Origin of the sequence: Asticcacaulis sp. AND118 (assembly GCF_020535245.1) — a bacterium.
In the GTDB taxonomy this organism is placed as follows: domain Bacteria; phylum Pseudomonadota; class Alphaproteobacteria; order Caulobacterales; family Caulobacteraceae; genus Asticcacaulis.
In genome coordinates, this window is the sequence record NZ_CP084910.1 from 1,345,112 (window position 1) to 1,358,643 (window position 13,532).

Sequence of the window (13,532 nt, forward strand, 5' to 3'; positions counted from 1 at the left end):
TTTCCGGACCCCGCCCGCATGACCAACCTGACGGATATCCGCAACCCCAAGCCCAGGCCGTGGGTGCGTGGGGTGCAGGTGCTGGCCTTCGTCGTGCCGCTCCTTATCGCGGGCGCGTGGCTGTGGCAGGAGAACGAGCGCTGGCGCGGGGTGAAGGTCTACAAGACCGCCTTCGACTACGAAATGGCCTATGCCGAGATCGGCGTCCTCAACTCTCAGGTCTATGTGGCGCGCGCCTACGACAACGGCTTTCAGGTCGACAAGGACCCGAAAAGGGCCGTTGAGTGGTATCAAAAGGCCGCGGCCCAGAGCCATGCCGAGGCACAGTATCAACTGGCGCGGCACTATCTGAGCGGCGAAGGGATTGCGAAGGACGACACGCAGGGTTTCGTCTGGGCCCAGCGCGCGGCTTTCAAGAACTATCCGCAGGGCCTGCTGCTGGCCGGGCAGATGCTATGCGAAGGGCGCGGCGTCGAGGCGGATTGTACGCGCGGGGTGGAGTTGATCCGCAAGAGCGCAGAGGGCGGCCTGCCTGAGGCGCAGACGGAGTGGGCGCGGCGGCTGGAAACGGGCGAGGGGACGGCGAAAGACCTGACCGAGGCCTATGTCTGGTACGCGCTGGCGCATGAGGCGCGCACCTGGCAGGTGGCAAAGCCGCCGGTATCCGCCGATCTGGAGCGGTTGACGCCGCTGATGACCAGGGCGCAACTTGCCGAGGCAGCAAAGCGCTTCAACGCACGCCGCCCTGAGCGGGTAAGGCCGGGGCAAAATCAGGTGAAGTTCTAATCTCCTCCCTGTGCCGAAGGCATGGGGAGGTGGCGCGCCGAAGGCGTGACGGAGGGGGACGACGCAAATCTATCCTTTTGGCGCGATCTTTTAATCAGGGTCTATGCAAGCCTCCCGATCGGAGTCACCCCCCTCCGTCATTTGCCGACAAGTCGTCAAATGCCACCTCCCCATCGCTGCGCGACAGGGAGGAGGGAGTTACGCCATAAATTCCGGCAGCCAGCGCTCATTGGCGGCCTTCAATTCCGTAAGCGACAGCGACATCGCCCCCGTCAGGCTGAGGTCCGAACCGACCGCGACGCCGATGGTCGCCGCCGGTACGCCGGCCTCGGCGGCCTTGGCCAGCACCAGATGCGCCGAGGCTTCGTCCACCGCGATCAGATAGCGCGCCTGATCCTCGGCGAAGGCAAAGACGTGGTCTTCGAGGTCGGTGGGGTTCTTCAGTTCGATGCCGACCTTGGACGCCGTGGCCATGTCGAAGGCCGCCGGCAAGAGGCCGCCGTCGGACAGGTCGTGCACAGCCTTGGCCGTCTTCGACAGGATGAGGTCGCGCACGAAGTCGCCATTGCGCTTTTCGACGCTGAGATCGACCTTCGGCGGCGCGCCGGCTTCGATGCCGTGCACTTCGCGTAAGTAAATGGACGAGCCCAGTTCGCCGACGGTTTCACCGACGAGGACCAGCACCTGACCGGCCTTCAGCGTGTTGAAGCCGACGCGCTGATCGTAGTCGGCCAGCAGGCCCACAGCGCCCACGGTCGGCGTCGGCGGAATGGCGACGCCGTTGGTTTCGTTGTACAGCGACACATTGCCCGACACGACGGGGAAGTTCAGTTCGCGGCAGGCTTCGGCCATGCCGTCGATGGCGCGGACGATCTGCCCCATGATCTTCGGACGTTCGGGGTTGCCGAAGTTCAGATTGTCGGTGATGGCGATAGGCTCGGCGCCTACGGCGGTCAGGTTGCGCCAGGCCTCGGCCACGGCCTGCTTGCCGCCCTCATAGGGATTGGCTTTGACGTAGCGCGGGGTGACGTCGGAGGTGACGGCGAGCGCCTTCTTGGTGCCGTGGACGCGGACCATACCGGCGTCCGCACCGGTCGCCGAATCGGCCAGGGTGTCGGCCATGACGTGACGGTCGTACTGTTCCCACAGCCAGCGCTTCGACGCCATGTCGGGCGAGGCGAGAATCTTCAGCAGGGCGTCGCCGACCGGAGCCGACGGCGCATGGCCGAGCGGCGCTTCCATGTCCGGTTCGACCCACGGACGGTCGTACAGCGGTGCGTCGTCCGACAGCGGTCCCAGCGGCAGGTCGCAGACGACCTCGCCCTTGTGCGTCAGGACGATATGTCCCGACGTGTTGGTTTCACCGATGACGGCGGCGTCGAGGCCCCACTTTTCGAAGATGCGGTAACCGTCGTTTTCGCGGCCCGGCTTGAGGATGGCCAGCATTCTTTCTTGTGATTCCGAGAGCATCATCTCGTAGGCCGACATATTCTCTTCGCGCTGCGGAACCTTATCGAGGTCGAGCGTGATGCCGAGTCCGCCCTTGCCGGCCATTTCGACCGATGAGGAGGTGAGGCCCGCGGCGCCCATGTCCTGAATGGCGGCGACTGCACCCGAAGCCATCAGTTCCAGCGTCGCTTCGATCAGCAGCTTTTCGGCGAAGGGGTCGCCGACCTGAACCGTCGGGCGCTTCTCTTCGGAATCTTCCGAGAATTCGGCCGAGGACATGGTTGCGCCGTGGATGCCGTCGCGGCCGGTTTTGGAGCCGAAATAGACGACCGGCAGGCCGGGTTCGGGCGCGGCGGAATAGAAGATCTTGTCGGCGTCGGCGAGGCCCACGCACATGGCGTTGACGAGGCAGTTGCCGTTATAGCCCGAGTGGAAGTTGGTCTCACCGGCCACGGTCGGCACGCCGACGCAGTTGCCGTAACCGCCGATGCCGGCGACCACGCCTTCGACGATGCGTTTGGTTTTGGGGTGGGAGGGCTCACCGAAGCGGAGGGCATTGAGCAGCGCCACCGGGCGCGCGCCCATGGTGAAGACGTCACGCATGATGCCGCCCACGCCCGTCGCCGCGCCCTGATAGGGCTCGATATAGGACGGGTGGTTGTGCGACTCCATTTTGAAAATACAGGCTTGACCGTCGCCGATGTCGATGACGCCGGCGTTCTCGCCCGGCCCGCAGATGACGCGTTCGCCGGTCACCGGGAACTTGCGCAGGTGCGGGCGCGAGGATTTGTACGAGCAGTGCTCGGACCACATGACCGAGAAGACGCCCAGTTCGACATAGTTGGGTTCACGGCCCAGACGGTCGAGAATGACCTGATATTCGTCGGGCTTCAGGCCGAATTCGGCGGCGTATTCGGCCATGGTCTTTTGGGCGGTGGTCGTGGTCATGGGTCTTACCTTGCATATGTGCCCCCTCTCCCCGCAGACGGGGAGAGGGCTGGGGTGAGGGGCATGCTGAGACTTGGGTAAGCCCCTTCACCGGCCCTTGCGGGCCTCCGTCTCCCCGCGCGCAGGGAGCAGGGAAAATTATGCCGCCTGAAGCACGCGCATCAGGCTGTGGAACAGCGGCGCGCCGTCGGCGGAACCGAGCGCCGGTTCGAAGGCGCGGTCGGGGTGCGGCATCATGCCCAGCACATTGCCGGCGCTGTTCATGATCCCGGCGATGTCGTTTACCGAACCGTTGGGGTTCTCGACATAGCGGAACACCACCTGATTATTGTCTTCGATGGCCTTCAGCGTCTCTGTGTCGGCGAAGAAGTTGCCGTCGCCATTGCCCTGCGTCATCCACACGCTGGCCTTGTCGCCATAGGCCGAGGTGAAACGCGTATGGCGGTTTTCGATGGTCAGTTCGATCGGCTTGCACACGTATTTCAGACCGGCATTGCGCATCAGCGCGCCCGGCAGCAGGCCCGCTTCGCACAGGATCTGGAAGCCGTTGCAGATGCCGACGACCGAGACGCCGCGATGAGCGGCCTTGACCACCTCGGCCATCACCGGCGACAGCGAGGCCATGGCCCCGCAGCGCAGATAATCGCCATAGGAGAAGCCGCCCGGCACGACGATCAGGTCGAGGCCCGACGGCAGGCTGGTCTCCTGATGCCAGACCAGGCTGACAGCAGCACCGGTCGTCACCTCGACCGCTACCTTGCAGTCGCGGTCGCAGTTGGAACCCGGAAAGACGAGGACGGCGGCTTTCATCTTACGCGACCTCGATGCGGTAGGATTCGATGACGGTGTTGGCCAGAAGCTTTTCGCACATGGTCTTGACCTCGGCTTCGGCAGCGGCCTTGTCCGGGCTCTTTACATCGAACTCCAGCACCTTGCCGACGCGGACGTTCGACACGTCGCTCCAGCCGGATGCCGTCGCGAGACCGTTGAGCGCGCCTTCGACGGCCTTGCCCTGCACATCCAGAACGCCGGCCTTGAGGAAGATATGAACCGTGGCTTTCATCTTTTCACTTCACTTGAGAGGGTAAGCAAAAAGTCCACCGTGACCGATGGACTTCTTTGAGAGTTACTGCGCGCCGCCTTCGATCACGCGGGGCATGTCTTTCATGATGCCGAGGCGTTTGGCCACCTCGGTATAGGATTCGATCACGTCGCCCATATCGCGGCGGAAACGGTCCTTGTCGAGCTTTTCGCCCGACGCCGTGTCCCACAGGCGGCACGAATCCGGGCTGATCTCGTCGGCCAGGATGACGCGCGCGAACTCGCCTTCGAACAGGCGGCCGAACTCGATCTTGAAATCCACCAGCGTGATGCCGACGGCGGCGAACAGGCCGCACAAGAAGTCGTTGACGCGCAGCGTCATGGCCAAAATGTCGTCGATTTCCTGAGTCGTGGCCCAGTTGAAGGCCGTGATGTGTTCTTCCGTAATCATGGGATCGCCCATCTCGTCGTTCTTGTAGTAGAACTCGATGATCGAGCGCGGAAGCTGCTGGCCTTCGGGCAGGTTGAAGCGCTTGGCCATCGAACCGGCGACGACGTTGCGGCAGACGACCTCCAGCGGAATGATCTCGACTTCGCGGATCAGTTGCTCACGCAAGGACAGGCGCTTGATGAAGTGGTTCTGGACGCCGATATTGGTCAGCCTGGTCATCACGAACTCGCTGATGCGGTTGTTGATGACGCCCTTGCCTTCGAGTTGCGCCTTCTTCTCGCCGTTGAAGGCGGTGGCGTCGTCCTTGAAGTACTGAACCAGTGTGCCGGGCTCAGGGCCTTCGTACAGAATCTTGGCCTTGCCTTCGTAGATCTTCTTGCGGCGGGTGGTCATGGCGCCATCTCCAGAAAGGGCAGCGCATGTGCAGACGTCGGAATAGTCAAACCGTCCGGGCCAGCCGGGGGGATAGTCGGAGAAGGTTTGAAAAGGCGTCTGCCGCACGGCTGTGAAAGAGGCATCCGAGGGATGCGATTGGGTGCAGCCAATAATCAAAAACTTTTGTGATGTAAATGACGGTTTGTGTTGCACGGGGTCATGGCGCGCATTAAAACCGGAATGACAAGTGAGGTTTATCCCTATGACGACGTTTGATGACCGATCCAAAGGTTTCGAAGCGCAGTTCGCCCAGAGTGAAGAGTTTGAATTCAAGGCCGTAGCGCGCCGTAACCGCATGCTCGGCCTGTGGGCGGGGGAAAAGATGGGCCTGTCCGGCGACAGCCTCGAAAACTACGCCAAGGCCGTGGTCCGCGCCGACTTCGAACAGCCGGGCGAGGAAGACGTGATTCGCAAGGTGCTGGGCGACCTTACCGCCTCCAACCTTCCGGTGCGGGAAACGGAGGTTCGGACCAAGGCGGTCGAGTTTCTGGCTCAGGCGCGTGAAGCGCTGAAGGGCGAGCAGTAACAATGGAACCCGGTCGCAAGGCCGGGTTTTTTATGTTCGGGGGGACTGTGAAAAGAGCTATAGGATTTGTCGTCTGGTTACTGCTGGCCTGCGGGAGCGCTCATGCGCTCAGTCAGGGAGAACTTAACAGTTTCGTGGAGCCAGCGGACGTGGCCGGCTATCCCGATATGAAATTGCGAAACGCGCATCCCCACCTTTATCTGAAAGACGAAGGTGATTTCGATGGAGATGGTCAGGCTGAGCGTGTCGTTTTCTGGAAAACTGATCAGGGGCGAGTTTATATCGCCTCCCATCTCACCGGAAGTTACTTTCAGGAATTGCCGACCGGTACCCTCAGCCTGTCAAAGGATATGCCGCGCATGGGGCTGCGCACGGTCAAGCCGGGTGTCTATAAAACAGCTTGTGTCAAAGGGTATGGCAAGACCAACGTCAAGTGCGTGAAGTCGGTGACACTGAAACGTGACGCTATCGAGGTTTTCACCTTCGAAGCCGCATCGACGCTCTATGTCTGGAACGGTAAGGCGTTCGACGTCTATCCGCTCAGCGACTAGGCGAACCGGCCGGTCACCGCAAAGCGCGGGGCGCCGGCATAGGCGGCCAGCGACGCGACCGAGCGCGGCTGATCCCCGGCATAGAGGGCCAGATCGTTCAGGCGCGGCATGATCCCGCCTTCGATATCGCCCGACGGCGAATGGAACAGGATCTGTCCGCCCCAGTCCGAGCGCCAGTCGTGGGTGAAGTTCCACTCGAACGTCAAGGCCGCCTGAGCGTCGGTATGCATGGTGAAGAAATCGCCGGGGCGGTAGCCGGTGGCGGTCAGGCTTTGCAGTTTCAACCCCGAAAGCCCGGTCAGCTTTTCGCAGAGGGCGGCGAACTCCGCCGACCACAGCAGTTTGGCCAGTGCGAACAGCGGATGATCTTCGCCGAGATTCTGCAGGGCTTCTTTTGCGGTCAGGTCGTAACCGAGGTGCAGGAAGCTCAGGCCGGTCTGGGCGCGTTCGGCGGCGGCGGCGAGGCGGTCCTGAATTTCCGACGGGTTCAGCGTTTCAAGCTCGGTGCGCGACAGAACGTCCGGCTGGCCTTCTGCGTCGACCAGATGCAGTTCCCACAGGGTCTGTTGCTCCAGCGCATGATGGATGGCGTGGGCGTCTTCGTGCGACAGCGCGCCTTCGAGCCGGATGCGGCCCTTGCGGTTGAAGCGGTCGCGGTATCCGTCGAAATCGAAGGCGTCGGTCAGAAGGGTAAGGGACATGATTTACTCCATCCTCCCCCTGCGAAGTGGGGGAGCGGGGCGGCCCGTGCCGTGGCATTGAGCTTTAGCGAAAATGACGGAGGGGGCACTTGGCTGCGGTGGCCCCCTCCGTCAGCGACTTCGCGCTGACACCTCCCCCGCTGCGCAGGGGAGGAGGTAATCTATTCCCCGAACACGCGGGCGAAGATCGTATCGACGTGCTTGGTGTGGTAGCCGAGGTCGAAGAAGGGCTCCAGTTCTTCACGCGTGAAGAACTTCGACACATCCTCATCGGCGCTGAGAAAATCGAGGAAATTGCCTTCGCCGCGCCAGACGCGCATGGCGTTGCGCTGAACCGCCGAATAGCTGTCTTCGCGCGACATGCCCTTTTGCGTCAGGGCCAGAAGCACGCGCTGCGAATGGACGAGGCCACCCAGACGGTCGAGATTCTTCTGCATGTTTTCCGGATAGACCAGCAGGTTCTCGACCACGCCGGCCAGACGGCGCAGCGCAAAGTCCAGATGCACGCAGGCGTCCGGCGCAATACCGCGTTCGACCGAAGAGTGCGAAATATCGCGTTCGTGCCACAGGGCGACGTTTTCCATCGCGGGCACCACCGCCGAACGCACCAGCCGGGCCAGACCGGTCAGGTTTTCGGTCAGGACCGGGTTGCGCTTGTGCGGCATGGCCGACGAGCCCTTCTGGCCCTTGGAGAAAAACTCCTCGGCTTCCAGCACCTCGGTGCGTTGCAGGTGGCGGATTTCGACGGCCAGGCGCTCGATCGAAGACGCTACGACGCCCAGCGCCGCGAAGAAGGCGGCGTGACGGTCGCGCGGGATGACCTGCGTCGAAACGGGCTCGATGCTCAGGCCCATCTTTTCGGCGACATAGAGTTCGACTTCGGGCGAGACGTTGGCGAAGGTGCCGACGGCGCCGGAAATGGCGCAGGTCGAGATTTCCTCGCGCGCGACTTCGAGGCGCTTACGGGCGCGAACGAATTCGGCGTAATAGCCGGCCAGCTTGAGGCCGAAGGTCACCGGCTCGGCGTGGATGCCGTGCGAACGGCCGACGGTCGCGGTGAACTTGTGTTCCAGCGCGCGCTTTTTCAGCGCCGCCAGCACCAGATCGGTACCTTCGAGCAGCAGATCGGCCGAGCGCTGAAGCTGAACCGCGAAACAGGTGTCCAGCACGTCCGACGAGGTCATGCCCTGGTGCAGGAAGCGGGCTTCCGGCCCGACGATTTCCGACACATGGGTCAGGAAGGCGATGACGTCGTGCTTCACCGTGCGTTCGATCTCGTCGATGCGGTCGGCGTCGAACTGCGCATCCTTGCCCTTGATCCACAGGGTTTCGGCGGCCTCGGTCGGGATGACGCCCAGTTCGGCCATTTTGGTGGCGGCGTGGGCCTCGATTTCGAACCAGATCTTGTACTTGGTCGACGGGTCCCAGATGGCGGCGGCGTCCTGACGGGAATAACGGGGGATCATGGCGAGGTCCGGTCTGAGGGGGATAAAAAGGTCGCGGTTCTGTTGGGCGGATGCGCCCTCCGAGTCAAGATTTAAATGTACTTTTCGCGCCGGGCAGGGTTTGGTAGGGCTAAGGGACTGACAGCGCTGACATAGGCGCGGAGATAAGGGAGAAACGGGATGAAACAGGCGCTTCTGGCCGGCGTGGTGATGGCGTTCGCAGGCGGTGCGGCGACGGCCCAGCCGAACCTGCCGCGGCCCTATCAGTACCACTATATGGAGTTCCCGACGCTCAACCAGACGGGTTTTCAACCGCAGTCGCCCAAGATTGCCGTCTATGCCGTGCCGGAAGACGCGCCCGCGCCTGCCGGCAGGGAATGGCCCGCCGTCGATTGGGTGGTGAAGGACGCGGTCAACACCATTGTGCTGTCCGGCCGAAGCGAGCCCTTCGGTCTCAATGCCGGGTCCGGCAAGGTGGTGTATCAGATCGATTTTTCCGCCCTGACGACGCCGGGCAGCGGCTATGTGGTCGGGGTGAAACGCGGAGATTCCTATAAGGTCAGCGCGCCTTTCGATATTCGGGCTGATGTCTATCAATCATTGAAATATGACGCGCTGGCCTTCTTCTATCATCAGCGCGTCAGCGTGCCGATCGAGGCGACATATGTCGGCGAGCGCTTTGCCCGACCTGTGGCGCACGCGAAGGAGATCGTCACCTGCTGGGGACCGAAGGACCATCGCGGCAACCACTGGGGCGGTTGTCCCTATACGCTCGATGTCTCGAAGGGCTGGTACGACGCCGGAGATCAGGGCAAGTACGTCGTCAATGGCGGGATCAGCGTCTGGACGTTGATGAACGCCTATGAGGTGGCGCGGGAAAAGGGCGATACTTCATTTGACGATGGCCGGGTGAAAATCCCCGAAGCGGGCAATGGCGTCAACGACCTGCTGGATGAGGTGCGCTTCGAGATGGACTTCCTGCTGGCCATGCAGGTACCAGAGAGCCAGACCCTGAATCTCCCGTTAGGTGATCAGCACAAGTCTCTGGACAAGCTCAAATTTACCCGTGTCGATGCGTCGGGTATGGCGCACCACAAGATGCATGATGAGCACTGGACGCCGGTGCCGACACTGCCGCACGAGGATAGGGAAAAGCGCGGTCTCAGCTACCCCTCGACGGCGGCGACGCTGAACCTCGCGGCGGTCGCCGCCCAGTGCGCGCGGGTCTTCAAAAGCGTGGACGATGCCTATGCCGACCGTTGCCTGACGGCGGCCAAAAAGGCCTATGCCGCGGCGAAGCGCGTCCCCGATGCCTATGCCATCGATGTCCTGCCGGGCGGCGGCGGGGGCTATGGCGACGGCCACCTGAGCGACGAATTTTACTGGGCGGCGGCGGAGCTTTACGCCACGACCGGCGAGGCAGCCTATCTTGCCGACCTCAAGGCCTCGCCGCACGCTCTGAGCGTGGCGGACTTCAACTGGGGCCAGGTCGATACGCCCGGAACCCTGACGCTGGCGAGCGTCGATACACCATGGCGCGAGGCGGCACGCAAGGCAGTGATCGCCCGTGCCGATGCGCTTAAAAACGAAACCGCGGGGCAGGGCTATCGCATCGCCTTCGACCGGTCCTATGTCTGGGGCTCGACGGCGGACGTTATGAACCGGGCGATGATTCTGGCTCGCGCAGCGGATTTCAGCGGCCATCGCGCCTATCGCGATGAGGCCCTCAACCTGATGGATTACGTTCTGGGCCGCAACCCGCTGAATTTCAGCTATGTTTCCGGTTACGGCGAACGCGCCATGCAGCACCCGCACCACCGTTTCTGGGCGAATGACGGCAAACTGCCACCCCCGCCGCCGGGCGTCATCGCCGGTGGCCCGAACCAGAACCCCGGCGATCCCGACGCGCAGGCGGCGTTGAAAGGCTGCGCGCCGCAGATATGCTATGTCGACCTGATCGGCAGCTATTCGACCAATGAGGTGGCGATCAACTGGAACGCGCCGCTGTTCTGGGTGGCGGCGTGGCTGGACGGAACCCGCAAGTAACAGGCTTCGAACAAGGTTAATTTACCCGAACGGCGCGAGTTGGGTTGGCGTGAGGGTTAATAAGGCGTTAAACTTGTCCCGGCTGATTTGTTTGTGAGGTGGCTGAGATGAGGAACTGGACGCTGAAAACCGGGGCGTCGCTGCTGGCGCTGGCGGTATTTGCGTACGGCGCGGGCGCGATGGCGGGCGAAAAGAAGGCCCGTCCGGCCGTGCGGCCGGCTTCCGAAGCCGTGTTGACGGGCACGCCGTCCAGCTACGGTGCGTCCGGCGCGCAGGGCGTCTATATGGGCGAGGCGAAAGCGCCGGACGTCAGAAACCCGGACGTCAAAACCGACGTCAAAAAGGGCGACTGTCCCAAGGGCGCCATTGCCGGCGACCATCCGGACCTGCCGGCCTATGTGGTCAAGGACGCCCGCCCCAATCAGTGCTATACGCGCCTGATGAAGGCCCCGGTGCTGGAAACCTACGCTGAAAAGGTGCTGGTCGAACCCGAACGCGTCGAAACGCGCACCCTTCCCGAAGAATGGCGCTGGGCCGAGCGCAAGGTCATGGTCCAGCCCGAGCGCGTCGAGCGCAAGGTGATCCCGGCCGTCACCCGCAAGGTCTATGAAGAGCGCGTGGTGCAGGAAGCGTCGTGGCGTGAGGAAACCGTCCCGCCGGTCTATGAGAAGCGCATGGAAAGCGTCATGGTGCGCCCGGCGCGTCAGGAATGGGTGCGCTCCGAAGGCATCGCCACGGGGGCGGCTCTGGTCACGCCGGGCGAGCATCGTCCGGTGCGTTATCGCGCCGACGGCATGCTGAGCTGGCCCGGCAAGGAGCCGGTGGTTATTCAGAGCGACGCCGAAACCACCGAATATCTGCAAAAAGGCTCGGCCCAGACCGTGTGGTGCCTGAAAGAAGTGCCTGCTGAATATCGCCGCATGGAGCGCATGGTCGAGGTCGAGCCGGCCTCGGTCCGCCGCGTGAAGGTGCCGGCCCGCGTCGAAAAGGTCGAGCGCCTGATCATCGAACGCGAGGAAGAGGTGGTCGAAAAGGTTATCCCGGCGACCTATCGCACCGAAAAGTACAAGGAAATCACCGCCCCGGCGCGCACCGAAAAGTACACGGTGCCGGCGGTCTACAAGACGGTGGACAAGACGCGCGCCGTGAAGGCCCCTGAGCCCGTGTGGCGCGAAGTCCTGTGTGAGCGCAACACCACCCCGGCCAAGGTGAAGGAGATTCAGATCGCCCTGACCAAGCGCGGGTACGATCCGGGTCCGGTCGACGGTACGCTGGGGACCAAGACCGTGGCGGCCATGCAGAAGTTCCAGGCCGATCAGGGCCTGCCGCAGGGCCAGATCTCGGTCGAGGCCGCTGAAGCGCTGGGTGTCAAGATCCGCTAAGTTATCGAAATGAATGGGTAGGGCCGACGCCGGGGGACGAGCGCCGGCCCTTTTTTATTTTTCTAAGCGTGTCACCAAACGGCCTGTATCTGCGTATAAGTCACCAGAGCGCCATCCGATAAAGTGGTCACCACTTTTCGGAAAAATTGCGCGACCACTCAAAAACTGAGAGCGAGATGATGTTTCCACTTTAAATTATCTCGCTCTAGACATTTACGGAGGCCGCCCATGTTGATCCGCCACGCGCCCGACCTGACCGAAAACGAGGTCACGCCGAAGGACGTCTATCTGAGACGGCGCGAGATCATGGCGGCAGGTCTCGGCTTCGGTTTGGGCCTGGGGGCGAATTTGGCCGCAGCGGGCGCACAGGCGGCGCAGATAAGCGGGAAACTCGATGCCAAGCGCACCTTCTGGACCAATGAAACCCCGACCGACCGCGAGGCCGTGACGGGCTATAACAACTTCTACGAATTCGGCACCGACAAGCTGGAACCGGCCAAATACGCCTCGGCCCTGACCACGCGGCCCTGGACGGTGAAGCTCGACGGCGATTGCGCCAAGCCTCAGACCGTCGATATCGACACGCTGATCAGGGGGGCGCTGGAAGAGCGCATCTACCGCCTGCGCTGCGTCGAAGGCTGGTCGATGGTTATTCCGTGGGTCGGCATCCCTCTGGCCGATGTCATCAAGCGCGCCGAACCGCTGTCGAAGGCCAAATATGTGGCCTTCGAGACGGCGGTGCGGCCCAAGGAGATGCGCGGCGTGTCGGACCGCGTCCTGCAATGGCCCTATGTCGAAGGCCTGCGCATGGATGAGGCGACGAACCCGTTGGCCTTGCTGGCCGTGGGCCTGTACGGCGACCTGCTGCCCAATCAGAACGGCGCGCCGATCCGGCTGGTCGTGCCGTGGAAGTACGGTTTCAAATCCATAAAGTCGATCGTGCGGATTTCCTTCACCACGCGCGAGCCGCCGACCTCGTGGAACCGCTACGCGCCGCGCGAATACGGCTTCTATTCCAACGTCAATCCGCAAGTCGATCATCCGCGCTGGTCGCAGGCGTCGGAGCGCCGCATCGGTGAGTTCAAGCGCCGTCCGACCCTGATGTTCAACGGCTATGCCGACAATGTCGCGCACCTCTATGCCGGCATGGATTTGAAGAAGTTCTACTGATGAAGGCGAAACGCGGCTTTACGCCCGACATCGCCATCGTCTGCGCGGTTTGTCTGCTGCCGGCGTTGTGGTTGCTGTGGCGCTTTTTCAACAACGATCTCGGTGTCAATCCGGTCGAGACGGTGGTGCGGCAACTGGGCGTGTGGGGCTTGCGGCTTCTGGTGCTGGGCTTGGCTTTGACGCCGCTGGCGCGTATCTTCCGGCAGGGGCGTTTTATCCGCTGGCGGCGGCCCATCGGCCTGTTCGCCTTTGGCTATGTGAGCCTGCACCTGCTGAGCTATGTCGTCATCGATCAGTATTTCGACTGGGGGCAGATATGGGCGGACATCCTCAAGCGACCCTATATCACCTTCGGCATGATCGCCTTCGCGCTGTTGATCCCGCTGGCGGCGACCTCGTTCAATGCGGCGATCAAACGGCTGGGCGGCGTGGTGTGGCGCAATCTGCATCGGCTGATCTATGTCATCGTGCCGCTGGGGGCTTTGCACTATTTCCTGCTCGTCAAGGCCGACAAGACTTTACCGCTGGTCTATGCCGCGATCATCGGCCTGCTTCTGGGCTGGCGCGTGTGGGAGTGGATAAGGCGCAGAGCCTGACATCC

Annotated in this window: 13 protein-coding genes; 7 read left to right on the forward strand and 6 right to left on the reverse strand. The window is 62.5% G+C overall.

Features of this window, described 5'->3' with window-relative positions; translation table 11 throughout:
* Window positions 1-18 precede the first annotated feature (18 nt).
* Window positions 19-786, forward strand: coding sequence for a tetratricopeptide repeat protein (locus LH365_RS06520; protein ID WP_226745357.1), 768 nt, complete (start codon window positions 19-21; stop codon window positions 784-786).
* Window positions 787-984: 198 nt separating this feature from the next.
* Here LH365_RS06520 and purL read toward each other — a convergent pair whose 3' ends face one another.
* From purL to purC, 4 genes are all read right to left on the reverse strand, one after another.
* On the reverse strand, window positions 985-3,183 hold the full coding sequence (purL, locus tag LH365_RS06525) for a phosphoribosylformylglycinamidine synthase subunit PurL (protein ID WP_226745358.1): 2,199 nt from the start codon (window positions 3,181-3,183) through the stop codon (window positions 985-987).
* A 138-nt stretch (window positions 3,184-3,321) separates the two neighbouring features.
* Window positions 3,322-3,993 carry a phosphoribosylformylglycinamidine synthase subunit PurQ gene (gene purQ, locus LH365_RS06530; RefSeq protein ID WP_226745359.1) on the reverse strand — a complete coding sequence of 224 codons (672 nt, stop codon included), beginning with the start codon at window positions 3,991-3,993 and terminating at the stop codon, window positions 3,322-3,324.
* Window position 3,994: 1 nt separating this feature from the next.
* Entirely contained in the window at window positions 3,995-4,246 is a 252-nt protein-coding gene (gene purS, locus LH365_RS06535; protein WP_226745360.1) for a phosphoribosylformylglycinamidine synthase subunit PurS, read from the reverse strand.
* 63 nt (window positions 4,247-4,309) lie between these two features.
* Window positions 4,310-5,068, reverse strand: a complete 759-nt coding sequence (gene purC, locus LH365_RS06540) for a phosphoribosylaminoimidazolesuccinocarboxamide synthase (protein ID WP_226745361.1) — start codon at window positions 5,066-5,068, stop codon at window positions 4,310-4,312.
* 244 nt (window positions 5,069-5,312) lie between these two features.
* Between purC and LH365_RS06545 the strand changes: the two genes are divergently transcribed.
* On the forward strand, window positions 5,313-5,636 hold the full coding sequence (locus LH365_RS06545) for a DUF1476 domain-containing protein (protein ID WP_226745362.1): 324 nt from the start codon (window positions 5,313-5,315) through the stop codon (window positions 5,634-5,636).
* Window positions 5,637-5,638: 2 nt separating this feature from the next.
* Window positions 5,639-6,187: a hypothetical protein gene (locus tag LH365_RS06550; protein WP_226745363.1), complete on the forward strand. Its 549-nt coding sequence runs from the start codon at window positions 5,639-5,641 to the stop codon at window positions 6,185-6,187.
* On the opposite strand, the gene LH365_RS06555 is transcribed toward LH365_RS06550, so the two are convergent.
* Window positions 6,184-6,888 carry a 2OG-Fe(II) oxygenase family protein gene (locus tag LH365_RS06555; protein WP_226745364.1) on the reverse strand — a complete coding sequence of 235 codons (705 nt, stop codon included), beginning with the start codon at window positions 6,886-6,888 and terminating at the stop codon, window positions 6,184-6,186. The genes LH365_RS06550 and LH365_RS06555 overlap by 4 nt on opposite strands.
* 161 nt (window positions 6,889-7,049) lie before the next feature.
* Window positions 7,050-8,354: an adenylosuccinate lyase gene (purB, locus tag LH365_RS06560; protein WP_226745365.1), complete on the reverse strand. Its 1,305-nt coding sequence runs from the start codon at window positions 8,352-8,354 to the stop codon at window positions 7,050-7,052.
* Window positions 8,355-8,513: 159 nt separating this feature from the next.
* Here purB and LH365_RS06565 point away from each other — a divergent pair, with 159 nt between their 5' ends.
* The 4 genes from LH365_RS06565 (at window position 8,514) to LH365_RS06580 (ending at window position 13,527) form a co-directional block, all read left to right on the forward strand.
* Window positions 8,514-10,379 (forward strand): glycoside hydrolase family 9 protein, encoded by a 1,866-nt coding sequence (locus tag LH365_RS06565; RefSeq protein WP_226745366.1) that lies wholly within the window; start codon window positions 8,514-8,516, stop codon window positions 10,377-10,379.
* 107 nt (window positions 10,380-10,486) lie between these two features.
* Complete coding sequence (locus LH365_RS06570; protein WP_226745367.1) at window positions 10,487-11,761, forward strand: peptidoglycan-binding protein; 1,275 nt, start codon at window positions 10,487-10,489, stop codon at window positions 11,759-11,761.
* A gap of 228 nt (window positions 11,762-11,989) precedes the next feature.
* On the forward strand, window positions 11,990-12,931 hold the full coding sequence (gene msrP / locus LH365_RS06575) for a protein-methionine-sulfoxide reductase catalytic subunit MsrP (protein WP_226745368.1): 942 nt from the start codon (window positions 11,990-11,992) through the stop codon (window positions 12,929-12,931).
* Window positions 12,931-13,527, forward strand: coding sequence for a sulfite oxidase heme-binding subunit YedZ (locus LH365_RS06580; protein WP_226745369.1), 597 nt, complete (start codon window positions 12,931-12,933; stop codon window positions 13,525-13,527). The genes msrP and LH365_RS06580 overlap by 1 nt, the downstream gene beginning before the upstream one ends.
* Window positions 13,528-13,532: the final 5 nt, after the last annotated feature.

Bases quoted from the DNA above. Each gene is read 5' to 3' on its own strand.
- LH365_RS06520 (WP_226745357.1), top strand. From the start codon at position 19: ATGACCAACCTGACGGATATCCGCAACCCCAAGCCCAGGCCGTGGGTG.
- purL (WP_226745358.1), bottom strand. From the start codon at position 3,183: ATGACCACGACCACCGCCCAAAAGACCATGGCCGAATACGCCGCCGAA.
- purQ (WP_226745359.1), bottom strand. From the start codon at position 3,993: ATGAAAGCCGCCGTCCTCGTCTTTCCGGGTTCCAACTGCGACCGCGAC.
- purS (WP_226745360.1), bottom strand. From the start codon at position 4,246: ATGAAAGCCACGGTTCATATCTTCCTCAAGGCCGGCGTTCTGGATGTG.
- purC (WP_226745361.1), bottom strand. From the start codon at position 5,068: ATGACCACCCGCCGCAAGAAGATCTACGAAGGCAAGGCCAAGATTCTG.
- LH365_RS06545 (WP_226745362.1), top strand. From the start codon at position 5,313: ATGACGACGTTTGATGACCGATCCAAAGGTTTCGAAGCGCAGTTCGCC.
- LH365_RS06550 (WP_226745363.1), top strand. From the start codon at position 5,639: ATGGAACCCGGTCGCAAGGCCGGGTTTTTTATGTTCGGGGGGACTGTG.
- LH365_RS06555 (WP_226745364.1), bottom strand. From the start codon at position 6,888: ATGTCCCTTACCCTTCTGACCGACGCCTTCGATTTCGACGGATACCGC.
- purB (WP_226745365.1), bottom strand. From the start codon at position 8,354: ATGATCCCCCGTTATTCCCGTCAGGACGCCGCCGCCATCTGGGACCCG.
- LH365_RS06565 (WP_226745366.1), top strand. From the start codon at position 8,514: ATGAAACAGGCGCTTCTGGCCGGCGTGGTGATGGCGTTCGCAGGCGGT.
- LH365_RS06570 (WP_226745367.1), top strand. From the start codon at position 10,487: ATGAGGAACTGGACGCTGAAAACCGGGGCGTCGCTGCTGGCGCTGGCG.
- msrP (WP_226745368.1), top strand. From the start codon at position 11,990: ATGTTGATCCGCCACGCGCCCGACCTGACCGAAAACGAGGTCACGCCG.
- LH365_RS06580 (WP_226745369.1), top strand. From the start codon at position 12,931: ATGAAGGCGAAACGCGGCTTTACGCCCGACATCGCCATCGTCTGCGCG.